We start from the raw sequence: 23970 nt of genomic DNA on the forward strand, positions 1-23970 counted from the left end.
CGACGGCGGCGGCGGTCATGCCTGCCGCCGACCGACACTTGCAACCGGGCGTTCCGTGGGCGCCAGACCGACGAGGAGGACCTTGATGTCCCAGATCACCCTGACCTTTCCCGATGGCAATGCGCGCGACTATCCCGCCGGCGTGACGGCGGCCGAGGTCGCGGAAAGCATCGCGCCCAGCCTGGCCAAGCGCGCCATCTCGGCCAGCATCGACGGCCAGCATATCGACCTGGCCTGGCCCATCGCCGCCAGCGGTCAGATCGCCATCCACTCGATGAAGGACGAGGCGCAGGCGCTGGAGCTGATCCGCCACGATTTCGCCCATGTCATGGCCCGCGCCGTGCAGGCGATCTGGCCGGATGTGAAGGTCACCATCGGCCCGGTGCGCGATTACGGCTGGTTCTACGACTTCGACCGCGCCGAACCCTTCACCCCCGACGATCTGGCCGCCATCGAGGCGAAGATGAAGGAGATCATCAACGCCCGCGAGCCCGTCCGCACCGAGATCTGGGACCGCGCCCGCGCCATCGCCCATTACGAGGCGGCGGGCGAGCCCTTCAAGCTGGAGCTGATCGACCGCATCCCCGAGGGTCAGGACCTACGCATGTACTGGCATGGCGACTGGCAGGACCTGTGCCGCGGCCCGCACCTGCAGACGACGGGCCAGTTGCCCGCCGACGCCTTTAAGCTGACCCATATCGCGGGCGCCTATTGGCTGGGCGACGCCTCGCGCCCGATGCTGCAGCGCATCTATGGCGTGGCCTTCCGCAACCGCGACGACCTCAAGGCCCACATGACCATGCTGGAGGAGGCTGCCAAGCGCGACCACCGCAAGCTCGGCCGCGAGATGGACCTGTTCCACATGCAGGAAGAGGCGCCGGGACAGGTCTTCTGGCATCCGAACGGCTGGAACATCTATGTCGCGCTGCAGGATTACATGCGCCGCAAGCAGCGCGCCGACGGCTATGTCGAGGTGAACACCCCGCAGGTCGTGAACCGCAAGCTGTGGGAAGAATCCGGCCACTGGGACAATTACCAAGAGAACATGTTCATCGTCGAAGTGGACGAGGATCACGCCAAGACCAAGACGGTCAATGCGCTCAAACCCATGAACTGCCCCTGCCATGTGCAGGTCTTCAACCACGGCCTGAAGTCCTATCGCGATCTGCCCCTGCGCATGGCCGAGTTCGGGTCCTGCAACCGCTACGAGCCCTCGGGCGCGCTGCACGGGATCATGCGCGTGCGCGGCTTCACCCAGGATGACGGGCACATCTTCTGCACCGAGGACCAGATCGAGGCGGAATCCAAGAAGTTCATCGACTTCCTGTCGGGCATCTATGCCGATCTGGGCTTCGATCAATGGCGCATCAAGCTGTCCACCCGCCCCGAGAAGCGCATCGGCACGGACGAGAGCTGGGACCGGGTCGAGGCCGCGCTTGGCAATGCCTGCAAGGCCGCGGGCCACGCCTACGAGCTGTTCCCCGGCGAGGGCGCCTTCTACGGCCCCAAGCTGGAATTCGTGCTGCGCGACGCGATCGGGCGGGACTGGCAATGCGGCACGCTGCAGGTCGATCCCAACCTGCCCGAGCGTCTGGACGCCGAATATGTCGGCCCCGACGGTGGCAAGCACCGCCCCATCATGCTGCACCGCGCCGTCCTGGGCAGTTTCGAGCGCTTCATCGGCATCCTGATCGAGAACTCGGCGGGCAAGCTGCCCCTGTGGCTGGCGCCGCGCCAGGTCGTGGTGGCCTCGATCGTCTCGGATGCGGACGGCTATGTGGCCGAGGTCGTGGACGCCCTGCGCGCCGCCGGCCTGCGGGCCGAGGCGGACACCCGCAACGAGAAGATCAACTACAAGGTGCGCGAGCATTCCGTGGGCCGCGTGCCCGCGATCCTGGCCATCGGCATGAAGGAGGTCGAGGAGCGCACCGTCTCGCTGCGCCGTCTCGATGCGCAGGGCAGCCGCACCCTGACCCTGGCCGAGGCGGTCGCTCAACTGGCCGTTGAGGCGACGCCGCCCGACCTGCGCTGACCCGTCCGCAGCACGCTGCGACAACCGCGCGCGGGCCCTGCCCTGCGCGCGGTTTTTCTTGCCTTTTGAGGCGAATCGGGCATCCTCTCGAGACTGTGAGCAAAGACTTTCTACCGCCTCCCTTTTGACGGGCAGCCGGAAGACCGAAAGCGGGCTGCACGGCCGGACGCAATCCTGCGCCCGGAGGACTTGAAGGAGAGAACGGTTATGGCGACCGGTACGGTGAAGTGGTTCAATTCCACCAAGGGCTATGGGTTCATCGCACCCGATGACGGCGGCAAGGATGTGTTCGTGCATATCTCGGCCGTCGAACGCGCGGGCCTGACGGGCCTGCAGGACAACCAGAAGATCGGCTATGAATTGCAGTCAGGCCGCGACGGGCGGGCCTCGGCCAGCGACCTGCGCCCGCTCTGACCCCGGATCGGGACGGCAACGGACGGCCCGTGCAGGCGGGCCGTTTTTTCATGGCCCCGTCCTTCGATATGGCGGCCTTTCGGTCTGGCGACAGCCGGTCCCCGGTCTAGGGACGCACCCCCCAAGGATATGCTCATGACGACAAGGCGCGCGATGAACCTGGCAGAGCATGTGCTGGCGGCAGGGGGGGACCTGCCCGACAAGCTGGCGCTGTCGGTCCTAGGGCCGGACGGGTCCGAAGACTGGACCCATGCGGCGCTGCGGCGCGCGGTCCTGGGCACGGCGACCGGTCTGCTGCAGGCGGGCCTGCAGCCTGGAGACCGGCTGCTGATGCGGGTCGGCAACCGCCCAGCCTTTCCCATCGCCTATCTGGGCGCCATCGCGGCGGGCATCGTGCCGGTGCCGACCTCGGCGCAGCTGACCGCGCCCGAGGTGACCAGGATCGCCGCCCGGCTGGCCCCCGCGCTGATCCTGGCCGGGGCGGGCGTGCCCCTGCCCGATCATCCCGCCCACGTGCTGACCGAGGCCGCGCTGGCCGGCTTTGCCGACCTGCCGCCCGCCGCCTTCGCGCAGGGCGATCCCGACCGGCTGGCCTACATCGTCTTCACCTCGGGCAGTTCGGGCCAGCCCCGCGCCGTCATGCACGCCCATCGCGCGATCCTGGCGCGCGGGATGATGATGGAGGGGTGGTACGGGTTGCACTGCAGCGACCGGCTGCTGCATGCCGGGGCGTTCAACTGGACCTTCACCCTCGGCACCGGTCTGATGGACCCCTGGACGATCGGCGCCACCGCCATGATCCCGGCCGAGGGCACCCCGATCGAGCGGATCCCGCATCTGGCCGCGCGCCACGGCGCCACGATCCTGGCAGGCGCGCCGGGCATCTTCCGCCGCCTCCTGCGCGCCGACTGGCCCCCGATCCCGACGCTGCGCCATGCGCTGGCCGCCGGCGAGCGTCTGGACCCCACGCTGCGCGCCGCCTGGACGGCGAGGACCGGCACCGACATCCACGAGGCGATGGGCGCGTCCGAGATCTCGACCTTCCTTTCGAGCAGCCCCGCCCGCCCCGCGCCGCCGGGCACGGCGGGCTTTCCCCAGCCCGGCCGCCACGTCGCGGTCCTGGGCGAGGACGGGCCCCTGCCCCCGGGACAGCCCGGCGCGCTGGCGGTCCGGCGCGACGATCCGGGGCTGTTCCTGGGCTATCTGGACGACGCGCCCGCCACCGCCGCCTGCCATCGCGGCGACTGGTTCCTGACCGGTGATCAGGCGCAGGCCGAGGCCGGCGGCGCCATCACCCTGCTGGGCCGCTCCGACGACATCATGAACGCGGGCGGCTTCCGCGTCGCCCCGCCCGAGATCGAGGAGCTGCTGGCCACCCATCCCGGCGCCGGCGATGTCGCGGTGGCCGAGCTGCCCGTCGGCCCCGGCGCCAGCATCATCGCCGCCTTCTGGACCGGACCCGCGACCGAGGCGCAGCTGCAGGCTCTGGCCGAGGAGGCGCTGGCCCGCTACAAGCAGCCCCGCGCCTGGATCCGGCTTGCCGCCCTGCCGCGCACGCCCACCGGCAAGATCAACCGCCGCGCCCTGCGCGAGGCGCATCGCAAGGACCGCTCATGACGCGTCTCGACATCTTCGCCGATCCCGTCTGCCCCTGGTGCCTGATCGGCCAGGTCGAGCTGGACCGGGCGCTGGCGCGCCGCCCCGACCATCCCTTCGCGATCACCTGGCATCCGTTCCGCCTGAACCCGCAGATGCCGCCCGAGGGGATGGACCGCGTCGCCTATCTGCGCGCCAAGCTGGGCGACGGGGCCGAGGCGGCGGGCAAGGCCCTGGCCAAGCGCGCCGCCGATCTGGGACTGGTCCTGGACCCCGCGCCGCGCGAGCCCGACACGACCGACGCGCACCGCTTGATGCACTGGGCGGGCCTCGAGGGCGCGCAGGCCCCGGTCATGTCGGGCCTGCTGCGCGCCCATTGGCAGGAGGCGCGCGACATCTCGGACCCCGCCACCCTGGCCGCCATCGCGCAGGCGGCGGGCATGGACCCCGCCCTGACCGCGCGCCTTCTGGCCAGCGACGCCGACCGCGACGAGATCGCCCGGCGCGAGGCCCATGCCCGCCAGCGCGGTATCGCCTCGGTCCCGACCTTCATCGTCGCCGACGCCCATGCGCTGACTGGCGCCCAGCCCGCGGAGCTGTGGCAGCAGGTCATCGACGAGATCATGGCAGCCTCCCGGTCGTGATACTTGCACACTGTGCAAGTTGAGCCTAACTACCGAAGCTGAACCCCACAGGCGATCCCCATGACCGATATGCCCTATGAGGCCGCGCCGCCGCGTCGCCTGCCGCTTCCCGAATTCATCGCCATGCTGGCGTTCCTCTTCGCGACGATCGCCTTCTCCATCGACGCGATGCTGCCGGCCCTGCCCGACATCGCCGCCGACCTGACCCCGGACAACGTGAACCGGGCGCAGTTGATCCTGACCTCCTTCGTGGCGGGCATGGGGCTGGGCACGCTGTTCGCGGGCCCGATCTCGGACGCGATCGGGCGCAAGCGGACCATCACGATCGGCTTCGGCATCTACATCGCCGCCACGATCGCCGCCCTTTACGCCGATTCGCTGGAATTCCTGCTGATCGCCCGCTTCGTGCAGGGCCTGGGCGCGGCCGGACCGCGCATCGTGGGGCTGGCGCTGGTCCGCGACCTCTACGAGGGGCGCGAGATGGCGCGCATCACCAGCTTCGTGATGATGATCTTCATCATGATCCCGGCAGTCGCCCCCACGCTTGGCGCGGGCATCATCGCCATCTCCGACTGGCACGGCGTCTTCCTGGCCTTCATCGCCTTCGCCGTCGTCGGCGCGCTGTGGCTGAACATCCGCCAGGCCGAGACGCTGCCCCGCGAAAAGCGCCGCCCGCTGCGCCTGACGACCCTCTATTCCTCGGCGCGCGAGGTCCTGTCGGACCGCCAGGTGATGCTGGCCACGCTGATCCTGACGCTCGGCTTCGGGCAGATGTTCGGGCTCCTGTCCTCGGCCCAGCAGCTCTTCGGCGAGACCTACGGCAAGGGCGAGAACTTCCACCTCTGGTTCGCGGCGATGGCGCTGCTGTCCGGGTCGGGCACGATCCTGAACGCGACCTTCGTGATCCGCTTCGGCATGCGCCGCATCGCCAAATGGGCCTATGTGATGCAGACCATCGTGTCGGCCGTCGTGCTGGTGGCGCTTCTGATGGACATCCTGCCCCAGGCCCTGCGCTTTCCGGCCTTCTTCTTCTGGGCGACCAGTGTCTTCTTCATGGCGGGCGTGACCTTCGGTAACCTGAACGCGCTGGCCCTGCAGCGGATGGGCCATATCGCGGGCATGGCGGCCTCGATCATCGCCGCCATCTCGACCCTGGCCGCCGTCCTGATCGCCGCCCCCGTGGGCCTGCTCTACAACGGCACCGCCATCCCCGCGATCACCGCCACGCTCCTCTGCTCGGCCCTCGCCTGGTACCTGATGCGCAATCTCGACGAATGATCCAAGAAGACTAACACGGGCGGGATCCCGAAAGACCCGCCCGCCCTTCATCTTGGTGCAAATATCCCGGGGGTGCGGGGGCTGGCCCCCGCCGTCGCGGGACGCATGTCAGGCCGCCACGCCCTCCGGCACCCGCGCCCCGGTCATGTAGGACACCGCATCCGACATCGAATGCTCCTTGGGGTCGATCACGCAGAGCCGCTTTCCAAGCCGGTGGATGTGGATGCGGTCGGCCACCTCGAAGACATGCGGCATGTTGTGGCTGATCAGCACGATCGGGATGCCGCGCGAGCGCACGTCCTGGATCAGGTCCAGAACCCGGCGGCTTTCCTTCACGCCAAGCGCGGCGGTCGGCTCGTCCAGGATAATCACGCGGCTGCCGAAGGCGGCGGCGCGGGCGACGGCCACGCCCTGGCGCTGGCCGCCCGACAGGGTCTCGACCGGCTGGTTGATGTTCTGGATCGTCATCAGCCCCAGCTCGGTCAGCTTGGCGCGGGCGAAATCGTCCATCGCGGTCTTGTCCAGCATGCCCAGCCACTTGCCCATGAAGCCGGGCTTCCGGATCTCGCGCCCCATGAACATGTTGTCCGAGATCGACAGGGCGGGCGACAGGGCCAGCGTCTGGTAGACCGTCTCGATCCCCATCTTGCGGGCATCCAGCGTGCTGGAGAAGCTGACGGGCTGGCCGTCCAGCCGGATCTCGCCGGCATCGGGCTTCACCGCGCCCGAGATGGCCTTGATCAGGCTGGACTTGCCGGCGCCGTTGTCGCCGATGACGGCCAGGATCTCTCCGGGATAGAGGTCGAAATCGGCATGGTCCATGGCGGTCACGCGGCCATAGCGCTTGACCAGGTTGCGGGCGGACAGAAGCGGCTCGGTCATGACGACACCTTTCGGATCCATTGGTCGATGGCGACGGCGAAGATGATCAGCCAGCCGGTCGCGAACAGCTGCCACAGCACGTCCACCCCCGCCAGCCGCAGGCCCGAGTTGAAGACGCCCACGATCAGCGCCCCGATTAGCGGCCCCAGGATCGACCCTCGCCCGCCGAACAGCGAGATCCCCCCGATGACCACCGCGGTGATCGATTCCAGGTTCGCCTCGAAGAACGAGGTCGGGCTGATCGAGCCCACGCGGCCGATGGAGGACCAGGCGGCCAGCGCGCAGATCATGCCCGACACGACATAGACCGACATCAGCACGCGCTTGGTCTGGATGCCCGCCAGCGCCGCCGATTCCGGATCGTCGCCCACCGCATAGACCCGCCGGCCCCAGGCCGTCTTGTAGAGCGCGTAATAAAGCACGGCGAAGACCACGACCATCAGGATGACGCCATAGGTCAGGACCGCGCCGCCGACCTCGAAGCGCGTGCCGAAGAACTTCAGCAGCGGCGCGTCGGTGTCCAGGGTCTGGCTGCGGATCGTCTCGCGCCCCGACAGATAGTAGTTCAGCGCCAGGAAAATGTTCCAGGTGCCAAGCGTGGTGATGAAGGGCGGCAGCTTCAGCCGCGTGACCAGCCAGCCGTTCAGCGCGCCCGTGGCAGCCCCGAAGGCCAGGCCCACGAAGATCGCGATGGGCACCGGGATGCCGAAGTTGACCGCCAGCTGCCCCATCACGACCGAGATCAGCACCATGACCGCGCCGACCGACAGATCGATCCCCGCCGTCAGGATCACCAGCGACTGCGCGGCGGCCAGCGTGCCCACGACCGCGACCTGCTGCAGCACCAGCGACAGGTTGAAGGCCGAGAAGAAGTTCGGAGAGATCAGCCCGAAGGCGATCAGCGACAGCACCAGCACGATGACCGGCACCATGGTGGGATACTGGTGCAGGAAATGCTGCACCCGGTCCAGCGCGCTGCGGTGGCGGTGGTCGAATTGCGCGACCGCCTCCGAGGAGCGGCGCTCGACCACGGGATCTGGGGTGTCTGACATCGGGGTCTCCGTGGGATGTCGGGAAGCGCGACGGCGGATCGCCCGCCGTCGCCGGTTCGGCCAAGGCCGCCCGTCAGCCGGGCGGCCGCCGGGGGGATCAGCCCCAGCACTGCTCCAGCCCGTCGGCGACGCTGATCGAGGTCACGCCCTCGACCGCATCGTCGGTGACCAGGTTCACGCCGGTATTGGTGAAGTCCAGCCCCTCGGTCGCCTCGGGCATGGTGCCGTCGGCGGCGAAGGCGGCGATCGCCTCGATCCCCATCGAGGCCATCAGCAGCGGATACTGCTGCGCGGTGGCGCCGATCACGCCGTCCTGGACGTTCTGGACGCCCGGGCAGCCGCCGTCGATCGACACGATCAGCGCGTTCTCCTCCATGCCGAAGGACCGCAGCGCCTCGTAGGCGCCGGCGGCGGCGGGCTCGTTGATCGTATAGATCAGGTTGATGCCCGGATCGATCTGCAGCAGGGCCTCCATCGCCTGACGCCCGCCCTCCTCGTTGCCCGAGGTGACCTCGTTGCCGACCACGCGGGCGTCATCCTCGTCGCCGATGACATTCTCGTCGGCCACGTCGATGCCGAAGCCCTCCAGGAAGCCCTGGTTGCGCAGCACGTCGACCGAGGGCGCGCTGGCCGACAGGTCCAGCATCGCGATCTTGGCATCGGCGGCGGCGTCGCCCATCTGGCCTGCGGCCCATGCGCCGATCAGGCGTCCGGCCTCGCGGTTGTCGGTGGCGAAGGTCGCGTCGGCGGCGTTGATCGGATCCAGCGGCGTGTCCAGCGCGATGACCAGGATGCCCGCCTCACGCGCCTGGCCAAGCGAATCGGTGATGGCCTTCGTGTCCGAGGCTGTGATCATGATCCCCTTGACGCCCGCCGCGATGCAGCTTTCGACGGCCTGCTGCTGGGTCTCGTGGTCGCCGTCGATCTTGCCGGCGAAGGTCATCAGCTCGATGCCCAGTTCCTGCGCCTTGGCGGTGGCACCTTCCTTCATCTTCACGAAGAACGGGTTGATGTCGGTCTTGGTGATCAGGCAGGCCCTGGTCGTCTCTTGCGCCTGCACTGCGCCTGCCGACAGGGCAAGCGCGGTCAGCGCGACGGATGCGCGCAATACGGTCGTGATGGTCACGGTGAAATCTCCTCCAGCCGGGCGGTTCCTCGGCCGCCCCTTTCTTCAGAAACACCACGCATGACGGCTTGTCAATAAATCAATCATGTTGATTAATACATTTCAGGAGGACTGCCCCGATGCCCCACGACCATGCGCCGCCCGGCCCGCTCAGCCGGAACGAGCGGCTGATCCTGTCGCTGATCCGACGACGGGGACCGATGTCCCGTGCCGCGCTGGCCCCCCTGACGGGGCTGTCGCCGCAGGCCATCACCAACCTGACGCGCAAGCTGATGCAGGCCGGCTTCCTGGACGCGGGGGCGGTGGTGCGGGGCAAGGTAGGCCAGCCCTCGGTGCCGCTGGCGCTGGCGCCGGACGGGGCATGGCTGCTGGGCCTGAAGATCGGGCGGCGCCTGGCCGAACTGGCGCTGGTCGATTTCACCGGCCAGGTGCGCGCGCATCGCCAGCAGGAACATGCCCATCCCGATCCCGACCGCATCCTGGCCTTCGCCCACGAGGGGCTGCAGGCACTGACCGCCCCGCTGTCGCCCGGCCAGCGGGCGCGCATCGCAGGGCTGGGGATCGCCGCCCCCTACCGGCTGTGGGACTGGGGCCGCGAGATGGCAGGCTGGCGCGACATCGACCTGCGGGCCCGGCTGGCGCGCGACCTGCCCTATCCGGTCTTCATGGACAATGACGCCACGACCGCCTGCGGGGCGCAGCTGATCTTCGGGGCGACCGACCTGCCGCGCGATTTCATCCATATCTATGTCGCCCATTTCGCCGGGGCGGGGTCGTGCTGGACGGCGCGCTGCGCCATGGGCCGACGCGGAACGCGGGCGCGCTCGGCTCCATGCCGATCCCCGGGCGGGGGCAGCTTCTGGACCGCGCCTCGGTCTCGGCGCTGGAGGGGCGGATCGGGCATCCGCTGCCGCCCGACGACGCGGGCTGGGACGTGCCGGCCGCGATCGAGCAGGACTGGGCCGACCAGGCGGGCCAGGCGCTGGCCTTCACGGCGCTGTCGGCGGTGGCGCTGGTCGACCTGCCGCTGGTGGTGATCGACGGCGCCGTACCCCCCGCCACTCGCGCCCGCCTGACCGAGGCGACCCGCCGGGCGATGGCCGATCTGCCTGCCGCGGGCATCGACCGCCCCGAGGTGATCGAGGGCGATCTGGGCCGCCGCGCCCGCATCCTGGGCGCCGCCGGACTGCCGCTGGCGCATTTCTTCCAACCCGACGGCCTGCCCCTGCGGAGGGATGGGCCTTGACACCCCGCGCCTGCGGTCTATAAGCGCCCACTTCATTGGTGTTGGTGGACCCCGCAAGGGGAACCCTGTCAGGCCCCGGCCAGAGGACAACGCCCTTCGCAACGATCTGAAGGAGACCAGCCGTGACCAAACGCACGTCTGCCAAGTACAAACTCGACCGCCGCATGGGCGAGAACATCTGGGGCCGCGCCAAGTCGCCGGTCAACCGCCGCGAATACGGCCCCGGCCAGCACGGCCAGCGCCGCAAGAACAAGCTGTCCGACTTCGGCACCCAGCTGCGCGCCAAGCAGAAGCTGAAGGGCCATTACGGCGACCTGACCGAGAAGCAGTTCCGCCGCATCTATGCCGAGGCCGAGCGCATCAAGGGCGACACCGGCGAGAACCTGGTGGGTCTGCTGGAGCGCCGCCTGGACGCCGTCGTCTATCGCGCGAAATTCGTGGCAACCATCTGGGCCGCCCGCCAGTTCGTGAACCACGGCCATATCCAGGTCAACGGCCAGCGCGTGAACATCGCGTCCTACCGTGTCAAGGAAGGCGACGTGATCTCCATCCGCGAGCGCTCGCGCCAGCTGGCCATCGTGCTGGAAGCCGTGTCGCTGACCGAGCGCGACGTGCCCGACTTCCTGGAAGTCGACCACAACAAGATGACCGCGACCTTCGTGCGCACCCCGGCGCTGAGCGACATTCCCTATGCCGTGCAGATGGAACCGAACCTGGTCGTCGAATTCTACGCGAAGAACTGATCTTCGCCGCATCGACCGCCTTCGGGGCCGCATCTTCGGATGCGGCCCTTTTGCGTCCCGCGACGGCCGGGGGCCAGCCCCCGGACCCCCGGGATATTTGGACCAAGGCGAAGGGGACGCTTTGGGGGCTTTTCTTGCGGCGGGGCGGCGCATACACGGGGCCGGACAAAGGATGGACCCCATGACACAGACACCCGTGCAGCCCGGCATCATGGACATCGCGCTCTATGTCAGCGGCGAGAGCCGGCTGGAGGGGCATGCGGATGTGCTGAAGCTGTCCGCGAACGAGAACCCGCTCGGGTCCAGCCCGGCGGCGCAGGCGGCGTTCCGGGCGGCGGCGGGGGATCTGCACCGCTATCCGGCGACCGATCATGCCGGGCTGCGGGCGGCCATCGGCGAGGTCTGCGGGCTGGATCCCGACCGGATCATCTGCGGCGTGGGCTCGGACGAGGTGCTGCAATTCGTGGTGCAGGCCTTTGCCGGGCCGGGCGACGAGGTGATCACCACCGAGCACGGCTTTTCCATGTATCCGATCCTGGCGCGGATGGTCGGCGCCACGCCCGTCACCGTCCCCGAGGCCGGGCGGCGGGTCGATGTGGCGGCGATCCTGGCGGCGGTCACGGATCGCACCCGGGTGGTCTTCGTCGCCAATCCCGCCAACCCGACCGGGACGATGCTGGGGGGGACGAGTTGCAGCACCTGGTGGACGGGCTGCCGCCGCAGGTGCTGTTCGTCCATGACGGCGCCTATACCGAGTTCGCGGATGGCTTCGACGGCGGCGCCGGGCTGGTCGACCGGCATCCCAATGTCATTATGACGCGGACCTTCTCCAAGATCCACGGGTTGGGCGGGCTGCGGATCGGATGGGGCTATGCGGCGCGCGAGATCATCGACGTGCTGAACCGCATCCGCCAGCCCTTCAACCTGTCCAACGCCCAGATGGCCGCCGCCGAGGCCGCGATCCGCGACACCGCCTTCACCGCCCGTTGCGCCACGCTGAATGCGCAGATGCGCGACCGGATGCGGCAGTCGCTGATCCAGATGGGCGTGGCCTGCGACGAGAGCTTCGCCAATTTCGTGCTGGCGCGGTTCGACGGCCCCGACACCGCCGCCGCCGCCGATGCGGCCCTGCGCGCCGACGGCATCCTGGTGCGCCGCGTGGGCGGCTATTGCCTGCCCGAGGCGCTGCGCATCACCGTGGGGGACGAGGACGCCGTCAGTCGCGTGCTGGACTGCCTGGGCCGATTCATGGCAGGGCGGCGCGGGGCATGAGCGCGATCTATGACCGCGTGGCCCTGATCGGGCTGGGGCTGATCGCCGGGTCCATGGCCCATGCGATGCGCCAGGGCGGGCTGGCGGGCGAGATCACGGGCTATGCCCGCAGCCGCGCCACCCGCGACACCGCGCGCGAGATCGACCTGTGCGACCGCGTCTGCGACAGCGCCGCCGAGGCCGTGGCGGGCGCCGACCTGGTCGTGCTGGCGGTGCCGGTGGGCGCCATGGGCGCGGTGATGGCCGAGATCGCCCCGCATCTGGCGCAGGGCGCCACGATCACCGATGTGGGCTCGGTCAAGCAGTCGGTCATCGACGCGGTGGCGCCGCATCTGCCCGCGGGCGTGCATTTCATCCCCGGCCATCCGCTGGCCGGGACCGAGCATTCGGGGCCGCGCGCGGGCTTTGCCAGCCTGTTCGCCAATCGCTGGTGGCTGCTGACGCCGCTGCCCGACACCGATCCGGCGGCGCTGGCCCGGCTGGACGCCCTGATCACCGCGATGGGCGCCAAGACCGACCGGATGGAGGCGCCTCATCACGATCTGGTCCTGGCGGTGACCAGCCATGCACCGCACCTGATCGCCTACACGATGGTGGGCGTGGCCGACCATCTGCGCCGCGTCTCGGGCGAGGAGGTGATCCAGTATTCGGCCGCGGGCTTCCGGGACTTCACCCGGATCGCGGCCAGCGACCCGACCATGTGGCGCGACGTGTTCCTGCACAACAAGGAGGCGACACTGGACATCCTGGGCCGCTTCACCGAGGAGCTGTTCGTGCTGCAGCGCGCCATCCGCATGGGCGACGGCCCGCAGCTGCACGATTACTTCACCCGCACCCGCGCCATCCGTCGCGGCATCATCGAGGCGGGCCAGGATACCGAGGCCCCGGATTTCGGCCGCACCCCCGGCGCCCGTCCCGCCGAGTAGCGCGATTACAGCGCCGGGGCGGGGCCGATCGCCATGCCGCCCAGCATCAGTCGGCCGTCGCGCATCACGATGGGCAGGCGCAGCTCTCCCTCGGCGGGGTCTGGGAACTCGGGGCCGGGCAGGCTGGCGTCCATCGGCGCGCGGGCCAGCTGCGACAGGCCCGCGCGCAGCAGCAACTGCCCCTGCGCCGGGATCAGGCCCAGCCCCGCCGCCAGGCCGATCATCGCATCCGCATCCGAGGAATAGAGCGCCAGCTGCCCTTCGGCCCGGCCTTGGGCGTCGCGCGACAGGCGGCCGACGATGCGCAATCCAATCTCTCCGGCCTGGAGCGACAGGCCCTCAGTCTGCCAGCCGACCAGCTGCGGCGCCGTGTCCCCGGTGACGCTCGGGCTGCGGTCCAGCCAGAGCCGCAGCGGGCCGTCTGCCGCGATCGGGCCCGGCAGCGGGCCGGGGTCCAGGCCGATCCGCGCCAAGGCATCGGTCTGCAGCCCCGCCAGCGACAGCTGCAGGTCATAGGCCGCCCCGGCCAGATCCGGGGCCGCCGCATCCAGGGACACCAGCCGCGCCTGCAGCGAGAGCCCTTCAGCCAAGGGCTGGCCGTCCAGCGTCACGCCCTCGGCCTGCAGGTTCAGGCGGTCGGGCGCCATGCGGTTCAGGGGCGACAGCGACAGGCGGGCCTCGGACCGCGCCAAGCCCAGCTCCAGGCTGTCGCCGCCCTGCAGGATGGTGCCCCGGCCGGGCAGGTCCAGCCGCGCCGTCAGCGGCGACAGGGGCTGCAGGGACAGTCGCGCCCAAGGCAGGCTGATCCCCAGGGCGGGATCGCGATAGTCCAGCCCGCGCAGCTCGATCCCGATCCGGCGCGGGTCGCGCAAGGCCCGGACCTCGGTCGCCTGCAGGGCCGGATCGGCGGCGATCGCTTGGGCCACCCGGCGGCTGGCCAGGCTTTCCGCCCCCAGCCACGCCCCTGCCAGCAGCGCCACCGCCACCCCTGCCCCAATCACCGCCCTGCGCATCGCCAACCCTTTTTTCCGCCTCGCACCTGTCCTACCTTGGGGCGGCAACGAATGGTACGGGCAATGGAACGCATCGATTGGGTCTTCGGCTATGGCTCGCTGATCTGGAACCCGGGCTTCGATCCGGTCGAGACGGTGCGCGCGCGGCTGGCGGGCTATGCGCGCAGCTTCTGCCTGCGCTCGATCCAGCATCGCGGGACCGAGGCGCTGCCGGGGCTGGTTCTGGGCCTCGACCCGCAGGAGGGCGCGCTGTGCCAAGGTGTCGCGCTGCGCATCGCGCCCGCCGACCATGACCGGGTGCTGGCCGAACTGCGCGACCGCGAGCTGGTCACCGACGCCTATCGCGAGACGATCCTGCCCCTGGCGCTGGAGGACGGGCGCCGGGTGTCGGCGCTGGCCTATGTGATGCGGCGCGACCACTGGCAATATGCGGGCGATCTGCCGCATGACGAACAGGCCCGCATCATCGCCGCCGCCCATGGCGGGCGCGGGGCGAATGCCGACTACCTGTTCAACACCGCCGCCCATCTGGCACAGATCGGCATGGCCGACGACCATCTGGACGCCCTGTCGCAGGCGGTGCGGGCGCAGCAATCGCGGCAGGGGTGACACAGGCGCGCCATCGCGATCACGCGCATGTGTCGCAATGCTTGGCAAGCACCGGACCCCGCCCTACAGTCGCCGTCAAAGCATCCAAGGGACGGGAATTTACGTGAGCGATCCGACCAATGGCGACACGCAGGCGCCCTCGCGGCTGACCCTGACCAACCGGCGCATCTCGGCCACGCGGGATCAGGCGCTGATGGGCGCGGGCAGCGCGCCGCGCTTCTCGCAGCCGGTGCGCCAGATCCTGATGATGCTGACGGTGCTGGGGCTGGTGCTGGCGGGGGGCTGGTTCGCCTATGGCCGCATCCTGCCGATCTTCATGGCCAACACCTGGCTGAACGGCCTGATCCTGGGGGTCTTCGCCTTGGGCGTGCTGGCCTGTTTCTGGCAGCTGGGGCAGCTGGTCCGCTCGGTCGTCTGGATCGAGCAGTTCGCCGCCCGCCGCCGCGACGCCGCCCGGCCCGAGGGGGACTCCGTCGCCGCGCCGCGCCTGCTGGCGCCGCTGGCTGCGCTTCTGGGGTCGCGCGGGCCGTCGGGCGGGGCGATCAGCGCCAGCTCGGCCAGCTCGATCCTGGATTCGGTGGCGACCCGCATCGACGAGATCCGCGACATCACCCGCTATCTGGCCAACCTGCTGATCTTTCTGGGCCTGCTGGGCACGTTCTACGGGCTGGCGACCACCGTGCCTGCGGTGGTCGAGACGATCCGCGCGCTGGCCCCGCAGGACGGGCAGACCAGCCTCGACATCTTCGAACAGCTGATGACCGGGCTGGAGGCACAGCTGGGCGGCATGGCCACGGCTTTCTCCTCCTCGCTTCTGGGACTGGCGGGATCGCTGGTCGTGGGCCTGCTGGAACTGTTCGTGGCGCATGGCCAGAACCGCTTCTACCGCGAGCTGGAGGAATGGATGTCGGGCTTCACCCGGCTCAGCATCGCGGGGGGCGAGGGCGACGGGGTCGACCAGGCGGCGCTGGCGGGCTTTCTGGAACAGATGGCCGGGCAGATGGACCGGTTGCAGGCCTATCACACCGACCGCGACGTGATGCGGGACGAGGCCGCGCTGATGGCCGACGAGCGCGTCGTGGTGATGGCCCAGGCCATCGATGCGCTGGTCCAGCAGGCGCAGTCCGAACGCGAGGCGGCGGCGGTCGAGGGCGACCGGCTGACCCGCGCCCTGACCCGGCTGGCCGACGGGCAGGACCGCCAGCCCGCCGCCCAACAGGCCCCGGACTTCTCGCGGCTGGAAGGGGCGCTTGACCGGCTGGCCTCGGAACTGACCGAGGGGCGCGAGGAGATGCTGGCCGAACTGCGTTCGGACATCCTGGTGCTGACCCGGGCCGTGCGGGCCGCGCGCTTCGGCGATGCGCTGCCCGACGATCTTCCCCCACAGGGCGCGTCCCGGCACCGGTCCGGGGCCTGAGGCGCATGCGCCTGTCCCGCAACGCCTCGGCGCAGCGCTTTTCCTCGACCATCTGGCCGGGCTTCGTCGATGCGATGACCGCCCTCCTGATGGTGCTGATGTTCGTCCTGACGATCTTCATGGTCGTCCAGTCGGTGCTGCGCGAGCAGATCGACACGCAGGACAACACGATCATCGACCAGGACCGGGTGATCACCGATCAGGATCAGGTCATCTCGCGCCAGGAACGGCAGCTGGACGAGCTGGGCGCGCAGGTCGCGGCCCTGGGTCAGGCGCTGAACGCCTCGGAGACGCGCGAGGCCGGGCTGGCGCAGGAGCTGGAGACCGAGGCCGAACGCACCGCCCGCGCCGAGGCCGAGGCCCGCGACCGCGCCGCCCGCATCGCGCGCCTGACCAGCCAGCTGGCGCAGGGCGAGACGGCGCTGGCCGATGCCCGGACGCGCCTGACCGATTTCGAGGCCGAGGTTGCCGCCCTTCTGGCCGAGCGCGCGCAGGATCAGGACCGCGTCGCCACGCTGGAGACGCAGCTGGACGAGACCGAGACCCGCGCCTCGGCGGCCGAGCTGGCCGTGGCCGCCGCGCGCGCCGAGACCGATGCCCAGGCCGAGGCCGCGCGCCTGGCCGCCGCCCGCCGCGACGCGCTGGAGGCGCTGACCGCCGACCTGCGCGCCGAGATGGGCCAGCAGCAGGCGCAGCTTGACGCCGCCCAGACCCGCCTGACCGAGGCCGAGGAGACCCGCCTGGTCGAGGCCGAGGCCGCCCGCCTGCTGCGCGAGCGCCTGGAAGGCGCCGATACCGAGCTGACCGCCATGACCCTGGCGCTGGAAGAACGCCGCCGCGAGGCCGAAGAGACGCTGACCCTGCTGGCCGCCGCCAATGCCGCCCGCGACGACGCGCAGACCCAGGCCCAGGTGCAACTGACCGAAGCCGAGCGTCAGGCCGCGCTGCTGGCCGCCGCGCAGGCGCAGCTGGACGAACAGGAGGGGCTGACCACCGACAGCCAGCGCCGCGTCGCCGCGCTGAACGAACAGGTGGCGCAACTGCGCGCCCAGCTGGGATCGCTGCAGGCGCTGCTGGATGCCGCGGGCGACGAGCAGGCGGATGCGGAACTGCGCGTCTCGGATCTGGGGCAGCAGCTGAACGCGGCGCTGGTCCGCGCCGCCGAGGCGACCCGCGCCCAGCTGGCGCTGGAGGAGGAGGCCCGCCTGCGTGCCGAGGCCGAGGCGCAGGACCTGACCCGCTATCGGTCGGAATTCTTCGGGCGCCTGTCGCAGATCCTGTCGGGGCGCGAGGGGGTGCAGGTCGTGGGCGACCGCTTCGTCTTCCAGTCCGAGGTGCTGTTCGCCCAAGGAGAGGCAACCCTCTCCGAGGCCGGGCGCCAGCAGATCGGCGGTCTGGCGCAGCTTCTGACCGACATCGCGGACGAGATCCCGCCCGAGATCGACTGGATCATCCGCGTGGACGGCCATACCGACGGCCTGCGCCTGTCGGGCACCGGCCGCTATGCCGACAACTGGGAACTGAGCCAGGGCCGCGCGCTGGCCGTCGTGCGCTACCTGACCGAGGATCTGGGGTTTCCCGACAACCGCCTGGCGCCCACCGGCTTCGCCGACACCCGCCCCATCGCCTCCGAGGACACCCCCGAGGGCCGCGCCCTCAACCGCCGGATCGAGCTGAAGCTGACCGAACGCTAGTGCCCGACCGTGCGGGAAAAGACATTGATGACCACGACCCCGGCGACGATCAGCCCCATCCCCAGGACGGCGGGCAGGTCCAGCCGCTGGCCGAAGGCGGCCCATCCGATCAGGGCGACCAGCGCCACGCCGCAGGCGCTCCAGATCGCATAGGCCACCCCCAGGGGCAGCACCTTCAGGCTGACCGACAGCAGGTAGAAGCTGGCTAGGTAGCACAGCGCCATGCCCACCGTCGGGGCCAGTCGGGTAAACTGTTCGGACCGCTGCAGCAGCGAGGTGCCCAGCACCTCCAGCGCGATGGCGATGCCCAAGGGCACATAGGGCGACAGGATCATTGCGGCTTGGGTCCTCGTTTCTGGGGACGGTCGTCCTCCAAGCCTGCCATATGCTTCAGATGTCCCTCAAGCTCGGAATTGATCTCGGCGCCGACCAGCACGATCGTGGCGTTCAGCCACAGCCATGTCATCAGCGCGATGACCGCGCCCAGGGATCCGTAGGTCTCGTTGTAATCGCCGAAATTCGCCGCGTACCAGGAGAACAGCATCGAGGTGACGACCAGCGCGACGCCCGCGAAGATCGCGCCCGGAGAGATCCAGCGCCAGCGCGACTTGGGCGCGGCGGGCCCCCACCGATAGACCGCCGCCAGCGCGACGATCAGCACGGCCAGCATGATCGGCCAGCGGATCACGGCGACCAGCGTCTCGCCGCCCCAGCCCAAAGGCAGCATGCGCAAGAGGACCGGCACGACCGCGATGACGATCAGCATCAAGGCAATCATCACCAGCCCACCAAGCGTGAAGCACATGGCCACGACGTTCAGGCGCAGGAAGCTGCGCGTCTCGCGCTGGAAGAAGGCCACGTTCAGTGCCGACAGCAGTGCCTTCATCCCGCCATTGGCCGACCAGAAGGCGGTCAGCAGCGCCACGATCCCGGCCAGCGACAGCGCGCCGGTCGAAGCTGAGGCGATGGCCGTCACCTGATCGTTGATGATCTGGAACGACCCCTCGGGCAGCAGGGTCCGCAGCATCTGCAGATGCGACTGGATGGTCGAGGGATCGGCCATCAGACCATAGAGCGACACGAAGGCCGTGATCGCCGGAAACAGGGACAGGAGCCCGAAGAAGGTGACGCCGCCGGCGACCGAGGTCACCCGGTCCTCGCCGATCTGGTTGAAGACGGACTTGCCGACCGCCAGCAGATCGCTGCGCGTCAGATCGCGCAGGCCGGGCTTGGGGCCGGTGGCAGCAGGCTCGGGCGGCGGCGCCTTGGTCGCGTCAGGCGCCTCCAGCCCGTATTTCTGGCGCGTCTCTGGGTCGAGGGGGCCCAGAAGGGCCCCCAGAACGCCGGTGTCCTGCTGCATCCCGTCTTCCTTCTGCCTCAGGTCCGGGGTGGCTCGTCCCGCAGGGGGCGGGCGGGATTGGTGTCGGTCGCGCCGGGGCGCGGGCCGGCGCCGCCGTTCAGGATCGCGCGCAGCTGGTCGGCGGCGGTGACGAACTCGCCCACGATGCCGGTCGCCTGATGCGAGACGCCGCGGAACGACTGAAATGCCGCCAGCAGCGATTGCGCGACGCCGTTCAGGCCCTGTGACAGGTCCGTGGCGGTCTGCGTCAGATCCTTGGCGATATTAGCGCGGCCGCGACCAGCCTTGGCGCGGACCTGCGCGGTCCGGCGGTTGTCCTCCAGCGCCTGCGCGCGGACGCGGCGGCGCACGGCCTCGCGGTCGTCCTCGTCCAACTCGGCAAAGCGCGGCGCGGCGGGGCGGGGACCGTCGACGCGGCGGCGCGGGGCCGGGGCATCGTCATCGCCGCTGAGCGACTGGACCGCCAGAGAGATCGCGGCGGCGATCCCGGCCATGCCCAAGGCGACGCCGCCCCAGACCACGACCTTGGCGGTCGTCGAGGGCTCGGGCCAGCTGCGCGTGCCGTCCGGCGACACCTTGCCCGAGGGCGGGATGCGGCTGGAGACCATCTTGCGATGCGCATAGGGGCTGGCCGTCTTGTGGCCCTTGGGGACGGGGCGCGGACCGAAGCGGGTCTGGCTGGTACGATCGGCCTCGGTCATTTCGGGATGGGCATCATTGGGGGGACGCATGGCATTCTCCGGTCGGTTATCAGGTCTCGTTGCGACCCAAACCCGCCGGTCGCGCCGAATGTTCCGCCCAATCCCCCCGCATCTCGATGAAAACTTGCCCCCGGTCCCCTGCCCCGCTATGCCCGCGCCAACCGCAAAGGAGCCCCCGATGATCCCGCGTTACAGCCGCCCCGACATGGTCGCCATCTGGTCGCCCGAGACCAAGTTCCGCATCTGGTACGAGATCGAGGCCCATGCCTGCGACGCCCAGGCCGATCTGGGCGTGATCCCGCGCGCGAATGCCGAGGCCGTCTGGCGCGCGAAGGACGTGCAGTTCGACGTGGCCCGCATCGACGAGATCGAGGCCGTCACCAAGCATGACGTCATCGCCTTCCTGACCCATCTGGCCGAACATGTGGGCGCCGATCAGGCGCGCTTCGTCCATCAGGGCATGACCAGCAGCGACGTTCTGGACACGACGCTGAATGTGCAGCTGGTCCGCGCCTCGGACCTTTTGCTGGCCGGCATGGACCGCGTTCTGGCCGCGCTGAAGACCCGGGCGTTCGAACACAAGGACACCGTCCGCATCGGCCGCAGCCATGGCATCCATGCCGAACCCACCACGATGGGCCTGACCTTCGCCCGCTTCTATGCGGAAATGGCGCGCGGTCGCGTCCGTCTGGAACGCGCCCGCGACGAGATCGCCACCGGCGCGATCAGCGGCGCGGTCGGCACCTTCGCCAATATCGACCCGGCGGTCGAGGAACATGTCTGCGCAAAACTGGGCCTGCGACCGGAACCGGTCAGCACGCAGGTCATCCCGCGCGACCGCCATGCCATGTTCTTTGCCGTGCTGGGCGTCATCGCCTCCAGCATCGAGAACATCGCCATCGAGATCCGCCACATGCAGCGCACCGAGGTACTGGAGGCCGAGGAGTTCTTCAGCCCCGGCCAGAAGGGCAGCTCGGCTATGCCCCACAAGCGCAACCCGGTCCTGACCGAGAACCTGACCGGGCTGGCGCGTCTGGTGCGCATGTCCGTCATCCCCGCGATGGAGAACGTGGCGCTGTGGCACGAGCGCGACATCAGCCATTCCTCGGTCGAGCGCGCGATCGCGCCCGATACCACCATCACGCTGGACTTCGCGCTGCACCGCCTGGCGGGCGTGGTCGAAAAGCTGGTGATCTATCCCGAGACGATGCTGGCCAACATGAACAAGTTCAAGGGTCTGGTCATGTCGCAGCGCGTGCTGCTGGCCCTGACGCAGGCGGGCGTGTCGCGCGAGGACAGCTATCGTCTGGTCCAGCGCAACGCCATGAAGGTCTGGGAGAAGGGCGCCGACTTCAAGACCGAGCTGCTGGCCGACGCCGAGGTCACCGCCGCCCTGTCCCCCGCCGAGATCGAGGAGAAGTTCGATCTGGGTTATCACACCAAGCATGTCGACACGATCTTTGCCCGCGTTTTCGACAGCGCGCCGCTTTAGGCGCCCGCGTCAACCGGGCGTTAGGATTGTCATGCCAAGCTGACGTCATCGACGGTGACGGAGGCGGGGCATGACCACCCAGACAGGGCTGAACCAGCGGCAGAAGGCGGCCGTGATCGTGCGGCTTCTGCTGGACGATGACGAGGTCGCGGGGCTGGACCGGCTGGACAGCGACAGCCAGACGCTGCTGGCGCAGGAAATGGCGGGGATGGAGGTGATCGACCGCCAGACCCGCGACGCCGTCATCACCGAATTCTGCGACCGTCTGGACGCCGTGGGCGTCACCTTTCCCGGCAATCTGGACGGCACGCTGGAAATGCTGGGAACGCGGCTGTCGGACGACAGCACCGACCAGCTGCGCCAGCGCGCCGCGATGTCGGGCCAGTCCGACCCCTGGGCGCGGCTCTGCAAGCTGCCGAACGAAGCGCTGATCACGCTGGCGCAGTCCGAATCGGTGGAACTGGTGGCCCTGATGCTGTCCAAGCTGCCGGTCGAGGCGGCCTCGGCCACCTTCCTCGCCCTGCCGCGCGAACGGGCGCGGGTGGTGGCGCAGGCGATGTCGATGACCTCGGGGGTGACCCCGCCTGCCCTGAAGCGCGTGGGGCTGGTGCTGCTGCAGGCGGCGGCCACCCTGCCCAAGCCCGCCATCGCCACGCCCGCCTGCGACCGGATGGGCGCGATCCTGAACTTCGCCACCGCCGATCTGCGCGACGACGTGCTGGGCGCGCTGGACGAACGCGACGCCGATTTCGCCGCGGGGGTCCGCAAGGCGATCTTCATCTTCACCCATATCCCCGCGCGCGTCGAACCCCGCGACGTTCCCCGTCTGGTGCGCGAACTGGACCAGACGACGCTGGTGCGCGCGCTGTCCTCCCCGACCGAGGCGGATGCGGCGGCGGCGGAATTCATCCTGTCGAACCTGTCGCAGCGCATGGCCGACGGCCTGCGCGAGGAACGCGAGGCCCTGGGCAAGCCGCGGCCCAAGGATGTCGAGGAGGCGATGACCGAGGTCGTCTCGGCAGTGCGCCGCCTGCAGGAGGCCGGGCAGCTGATCCTGAAGCTGCCGCAGGACGAGGGATGACGACGGATCCGCCCCCCTCGATGGACGGGCTTGCCCCGGACGATCCGCCGCGCGATACAGCGGCGACCGGAGGCCCCGATGACCAACAAGATCGCCATTGCTCTGCTGCTCCTGATCGCTGCGACCTTTGTCGCGGACCAGATCTGGCTGGGTGGCACGCTGCCGCTGGTTGCGGCCAAGACGCTGGCGCAGTTCATCGAATATCTCAGCTTCTGGCGGTGATCCGGGGCCTCGCCCGTTAGCGTCGGACAGGCGTTCGGCATTTGCATCACGTCTTTCGCCACGCTAGACAACGGGCAACCATCACCGGATCAAGGGGAATTTTCATGGCAGTCAAGGTCGCCATCAACGGCTTCGGCCGGATCGGTCGCAACGTCCTGCGCGCAATCATCGAATCGGGCCGCACCGATATCGAGGTCATTGCCATCAACGATCTGGGCCCGGTCGAGACCAACGCCCACCTGCTGCGCTATGACAGCGTGCATGGCCGCTTTCCGGCCACGGTGACCGTCGACGGATCCTCGATCGACGTGGGCCGCGGCCCGATCAAGGTGACCGCGATCCGCAACCCGGCCGAGCTGCCTTGGGGCGATGTCGATGTCGTCATGGAATGCACGGGCCTCTTCACCTCCAAGGAGAAGGTTCAGGCGCATCTGTCCACGGGCGCCAAGCGCGTGCTGATCTCGGCCCCCGGCGAGGATGCCGACAAGACCATCGTCTATGGCGTGAACCACGACACGCTGACCAAGGACGATCTGGTCGTCTCGAATGCCAGCTGCACGACGAACTGCCTGTCGCCGGTGGCCAAGGTCCTGAACGACACGATCGGCATCGATCGCGGCTTCATGACCACGATCCACAGCTATACCGGCGACCAGCCGACGCTGGACACGATGCACAAGGACCTGTACCGCGCCCGCGCAGCAGGCCTGTCGATGATCCCGACCTCGACCGGCGCCGCCAAGGCCGTGGGTCTGGTACTGCCGGAACTCAAGGGCAAGCTGGACGGCGTGGCCATCCGCGTTCCGACGCCCAACGTCTCGGTCGTGGACCTGGTGTTCGAGGCCAGCCGCGACACCTCGGTGGCCGAGATCAACGCCGCCATCAAGGCCGCGGCCGACGGCCCGCTAAAGGGTGTGCTGGGCTATACCGAGGAATCGCTGGTCTCGTCGGACTTCAACCACGATCCGCATTCCTCGATCTTCCACATGGACCAGACCAAGGTCATGGAGGGCCGCATGGTCCGCATCCTGACTTGGTACGACAACGAATGGGGGTTCTCGAACCGCATGTCCGACACCGCCGTGGCGATGGGCAAGCTGATCTGATCCCGCGATCATCCCGACCAAAGGGCCCCCGTGCATCCGCGCGGGGGCCCTTTTCACATCCCGG

At 69.3% G+C, this 23970-nt stretch carries 23 protein-coding genes and 1 pseudogene; 17 read left to right on the forward strand and 7 right to left on the reverse strand.

From position 1 onward, the window contains the following. Positions 1-85 precede the first annotated feature (85 nt). The 5 genes from thrS to E4191_RS11200 all read left to right on the forward strand — a co-directional run bounded on the left by thrS (position 86) and on the right by E4191_RS11200 (position 5964). Positions 86-2032: a threonine--tRNA ligase gene (thrS, locus tag E4191_RS11180; protein WP_135313472.1), complete on the forward strand. Its 1947-nt coding sequence runs from the start codon at positions 86-88 to the stop codon at positions 2030-2032. A 207-nt stretch (positions 2033-2239) separates the two neighbouring features. After that, on the forward strand, positions 2240-2446 hold the full coding sequence (locus tag E4191_RS11185; protein WP_135313473.1) for a cold-shock protein: 207 nt from the start codon (positions 2240-2242) through the stop codon (positions 2444-2446). 135 nt (positions 2447-2581) lie between these two features. After that, positions 2582-4063: a class I adenylate-forming enzyme family protein gene (locus tag E4191_RS11190; protein WP_228461261.1), complete on the forward strand. Its 1482-nt coding sequence runs from the start codon at positions 2582-2584 to the stop codon at positions 4061-4063. Then, entirely contained in the window at positions 4060-4686 is a 627-nt protein-coding gene (locus tag E4191_RS11195; RefSeq protein WP_135313474.1) for a DsbA family oxidoreductase, read from the forward strand. Before E4191_RS11190 ends, E4191_RS11195 begins: the two co-directional genes overlap by 4 nt. A gap of 60 nt (positions 4687-4746) precedes the next feature. Next, on the forward strand, positions 4747-5964 hold the full coding sequence (locus E4191_RS11200) for a multidrug effflux MFS transporter (RefSeq protein WP_135313475.1): 1218 nt from the start codon (positions 4747-4749) through the stop codon (positions 5962-5964). 108 nt (positions 5965-6072) lie between these two features. Here the strand turns inward: E4191_RS11200 and E4191_RS11205 are convergent, their stop codons facing one another. The 3 genes from E4191_RS11205 to E4191_RS11215 form a co-directional block, all read right to left on the reverse strand. Then, a complete protein-coding gene (locus tag E4191_RS11205; protein ID WP_205965954.1) occupies positions 6073-6846 on the reverse strand; it encodes an ATP-binding cassette domain-containing protein in 774 nt (257 codons plus the stop codon). Beyond that, the gene (locus tag E4191_RS11210; RefSeq protein ID WP_135313477.1) at positions 6843-7898 is read right to left on the reverse strand and encodes an ABC transporter permease; all 1056 of its coding nucleotides are present in this window, start codon (positions 7896-7898) and stop codon (positions 6843-6845) included. The genes E4191_RS11205 and E4191_RS11210 overlap by 4 nt, the downstream gene beginning before the upstream one ends. A 97-nt stretch (positions 7899-7995) precedes the next feature. Next, entirely contained in the window at positions 7996-9024 is a 1029-nt protein-coding gene (locus E4191_RS11215; protein WP_135313478.1) for a sugar ABC transporter substrate-binding protein, read from the reverse strand. A 119-nt stretch (positions 9025-9143) separates the two neighbouring features. Between E4191_RS11215 and E4191_RS11220 the strand changes: the two genes are divergently transcribed. The 5 genes and pseudogenes from E4191_RS11220 to E4191_RS11240 all read left to right on the forward strand — a co-directional run bounded on the left by E4191_RS11220 (position 9144) and on the right by E4191_RS11240 (position 13211). After that, positions 9144-10061, forward strand: a complete 918-nt coding sequence (locus tag E4191_RS11220) for an ROK family transcriptional regulator (RefSeq protein ID WP_135313479.1) — start codon at positions 9144-9146, stop codon at positions 10059-10061. After that, on the forward strand, positions 9959-10270 hold the full coding sequence (locus tag E4191_RS11225) for an ROK family protein (RefSeq protein WP_135313480.1): 312 nt from the start codon (positions 9959-9961) through the stop codon (positions 10268-10270). Before E4191_RS11220 ends, E4191_RS11225 begins: the two co-directional genes overlap by 103 nt. 122 nt (positions 10271-10392) lie before the next feature. Continuing rightward, a complete protein-coding gene (rpsD, locus tag E4191_RS11230; RefSeq protein WP_135313481.1) occupies positions 10393-11013 on the forward strand; it encodes a 30S ribosomal protein S4 in 621 nt (206 codons plus the stop codon). Positions 11014-11194: 181 nt separating this feature from the next. Then, positions 11195-12285: pseudogene (gene hisC / locus E4191_RS11235) on the forward strand (histidinol-phosphate transaminase). Further along, positions 12282-13211 carry a prephenate/arogenate dehydrogenase family protein gene (locus E4191_RS11240; protein WP_135313482.1) on the forward strand — a complete coding sequence of 310 codons (930 nt, stop codon included), beginning with the start codon at positions 12282-12284 and terminating at the stop codon, positions 13209-13211. Before hisC ends, E4191_RS11240 begins: the two are co-directional and overlap by 4 nt. A gap of 5 nt (positions 13212-13216) precedes the next feature. Here E4191_RS11240 and E4191_RS11245 read toward each other — a convergent pair whose 3' ends face one another. After that, the gene (locus E4191_RS11245) at positions 13217-14224 is read right to left on the reverse strand and encodes a DUF2125 domain-containing protein (protein ID WP_135313483.1); all 1008 of its coding nucleotides are present in this window, start codon (positions 14222-14224) and stop codon (positions 13217-13219) included. A gap of 63 nt (positions 14225-14287) precedes the next feature. On the opposite strand from E4191_RS11245, the gene E4191_RS11250 reads away from it, so the two are divergent. The 3 genes from E4191_RS11250 (at position 14288) to E4191_RS11260 (ending at position 17944) form a co-directional block, all read left to right on the forward strand. Next, entirely contained in the window at positions 14288-14833 is a 546-nt protein-coding gene (locus tag E4191_RS11250; protein ID WP_135313484.1) for a gamma-glutamylcyclotransferase, read from the forward strand. A gap of 193 nt (positions 14834-15026) precedes the next feature. Continuing rightward, positions 15027-16250: a biopolymer transporter ExbB gene (locus E4191_RS11255; protein ID WP_135314442.1), complete on the forward strand. Its 1224-nt coding sequence runs from the start codon at positions 15027-15029 to the stop codon at positions 16248-16250. A 5-nt stretch (positions 16251-16255) separates the two neighbouring features. Then, positions 16256-17944, forward strand: coding sequence for a peptidoglycan -binding protein (locus tag E4191_RS11260; protein WP_135313485.1), 1689 nt, complete (start codon positions 16256-16258; stop codon positions 17942-17944). On the opposite strand, the gene E4191_RS11265 is transcribed toward E4191_RS11260, so the two are convergent. Genes E4191_RS11265 through E4191_RS11275 form a run of 3 tightly spaced genes read right to left on the reverse strand, consistent with a single transcriptional unit; the run spans position 17941 to position 20035 of the window. Next, a complete protein-coding gene (locus tag E4191_RS11265; RefSeq protein WP_135313486.1) occupies positions 17941-18279 on the reverse strand; it encodes an SMR family transporter in 339 nt (112 codons plus the stop codon). The two genes, E4191_RS11260 and E4191_RS11265, sit on opposite strands and share 4 nt — an antisense overlap. After that, on the reverse strand, positions 18276-19304 hold the full coding sequence (locus tag E4191_RS11270) for a YihY/virulence factor BrkB family protein (RefSeq protein WP_135313487.1): 1029 nt from the start codon (positions 19302-19304) through the stop codon (positions 18276-18278). Before E4191_RS11270 ends, E4191_RS11265 begins: the two co-directional genes overlap by 4 nt. A 17-nt stretch (positions 19305-19321) precedes the next feature. Continuing rightward, the gene (locus E4191_RS11275) at positions 19322-20035 is read right to left on the reverse strand and encodes a hypothetical protein (RefSeq protein WP_135313488.1); all 714 of its coding nucleotides are present in this window, start codon (positions 20033-20035) and stop codon (positions 19322-19324) included. 148 nt (positions 20036-20183) lie between these two features. Between E4191_RS11275 and purB the strand changes: the two genes are divergently transcribed. The 4 genes from purB to gap all read left to right on the forward strand — a co-directional run bounded on the left by purB (position 20184) and on the right by gap (position 23906). After that, the gene (gene purB, locus E4191_RS11280; protein ID WP_135313489.1) at positions 20184-21497 is read left to right on the forward strand and encodes an adenylosuccinate lyase; all 1314 of its coding nucleotides are present in this window, start codon (positions 20184-20186) and stop codon (positions 21495-21497) included. 70 nt (positions 21498-21567) lie between these two features. Beyond that, a complete protein-coding gene (locus tag E4191_RS11285; RefSeq protein WP_135313490.1) occupies positions 21568-22578 on the forward strand; it encodes a flagellar motor switch protein FliG in 1011 nt (336 codons plus the stop codon). Positions 22579-22656: 78 nt separating this feature from the next. Further along, positions 22657-22800, forward strand: coding sequence for a hypothetical protein (locus E4191_RS23790; protein WP_168217456.1), 144 nt, complete (start codon positions 22657-22659; stop codon positions 22798-22800). 104 nt (positions 22801-22904) lie between these two features. After that, the gene (gap, locus tag E4191_RS11290; RefSeq protein ID WP_135313491.1) at positions 22905-23906 is read left to right on the forward strand and encodes a type I glyceraldehyde-3-phosphate dehydrogenase; all 1002 of its coding nucleotides are present in this window, start codon (positions 22905-22907) and stop codon (positions 23904-23906) included. Positions 23907-23970 lie beyond the last annotated feature (64 nt).

Source organism: Paracoccus liaowanqingii, from assembly GCF_004683865.2.
Classification (GTDB): domain Bacteria; phylum Pseudomonadota; class Alphaproteobacteria; order Rhodobacterales; family Rhodobacteraceae; genus Paracoccus; species Paracoccus liaowanqingii.

Bases quoted from the DNA above. Each gene is read 5' to 3' on its own strand.
- E4191_RS11260 (WP_135313485.1), top strand. From the start codon at position 16,256: ATGCGCCTGTCCCGCAACGCCTCGGCGCAGCGCTTTTCCTCGACCATC.
- E4191_RS11210 (WP_135313477.1), bottom strand. From the start codon at position 7,898: ATGTCAGACACCCCAGATCCCGTGGTCGAGCGCCGCTCCTCGGAGGCG.
- E4191_RS11255 (WP_135314442.1), top strand. From the start codon at position 15,027: ATGGGCGCGGGCAGCGCGCCGCGCTTCTCGCAGCCGGTGCGCCAGATC.
- E4191_RS11195 (WP_135313474.1), top strand. From the start codon at position 4,060: ATGACGCGTCTCGACATCTTCGCCGATCCCGTCTGCCCCTGGTGCCTG.
- E4191_RS11190 (WP_228461261.1), top strand. From the start codon at position 2,582: ATGACGACAAGGCGCGCGATGAACCTGGCAGAGCATGTGCTGGCGGCA.
- E4191_RS11270 (WP_135313487.1), bottom strand. From the start codon at position 19,304: ATGCAGCAGGACACCGGCGTTCTGGGGGCCCTTCTGGGCCCCCTCGAC.
- E4191_RS11285 (WP_135313490.1), top strand. From the start codon at position 21,568: ATGACCACCCAGACAGGGCTGAACCAGCGGCAGAAGGCGGCCGTGATC.
- purB (WP_135313489.1), top strand. From the start codon at position 20,184: ATGATCCCGCGTTACAGCCGCCCCGACATGGTCGCCATCTGGTCGCCC.
- E4191_RS23790 (WP_168217456.1), top strand. From the start codon at position 22,657: ATGACCAACAAGATCGCCATTGCTCTGCTGCTCCTGATCGCTGCGACC.
- thrS (WP_135313472.1), top strand. From the start codon at position 86: ATGTCCCAGATCACCCTGACCTTTCCCGATGGCAATGCGCGCGACTAT.
- E4191_RS11250 (WP_135313484.1), top strand. From the start codon at position 14,288: ATGGAACGCATCGATTGGGTCTTCGGCTATGGCTCGCTGATCTGGAAC.
- E4191_RS11220 (WP_135313479.1), top strand. From the start codon at position 9,144: ATGCCCCACGACCATGCGCCGCCCGGCCCGCTCAGCCGGAACGAGCGG.
- E4191_RS11245 (WP_135313483.1), bottom strand. From the start codon at position 14,224: ATGCGCAGGGCGGTGATTGGGGCAGGGGTGGCGGTGGCGCTGCTGGCA.
- gap (WP_135313491.1), top strand. From the start codon at position 22,905: ATGGCAGTCAAGGTCGCCATCAACGGCTTCGGCCGGATCGGTCGCAAC.
- E4191_RS11265 (WP_135313486.1), bottom strand. From the start codon at position 18,279: ATGATCCTGTCGCCCTATGTGCCCTTGGGCATCGCCATCGCGCTGGAG.
- E4191_RS11205 (WP_205965954.1), bottom strand. From the start codon at position 6,846: ATGACCGAGCCGCTTCTGTCCGCCCGCAACCTGGTCAAGCGCTATGGC.
- E4191_RS11200 (WP_135313475.1), top strand. From the start codon at position 4,747: ATGACCGATATGCCCTATGAGGCCGCGCCGCCGCGTCGCCTGCCGCTT.
- E4191_RS11240 (WP_135313482.1), top strand. From the start codon at position 12,282: ATGAGCGCGATCTATGACCGCGTGGCCCTGATCGGGCTGGGGCTGATC.
- E4191_RS11185 (WP_135313473.1), top strand. From the start codon at position 2,240: ATGGCGACCGGTACGGTGAAGTGGTTCAATTCCACCAAGGGCTATGGG.
- E4191_RS11275 (WP_135313488.1), bottom strand. From the start codon at position 20,035: ATGCGTCCCCCCAATGATGCCCATCCCGAAATGACCGAGGCCGATCGT.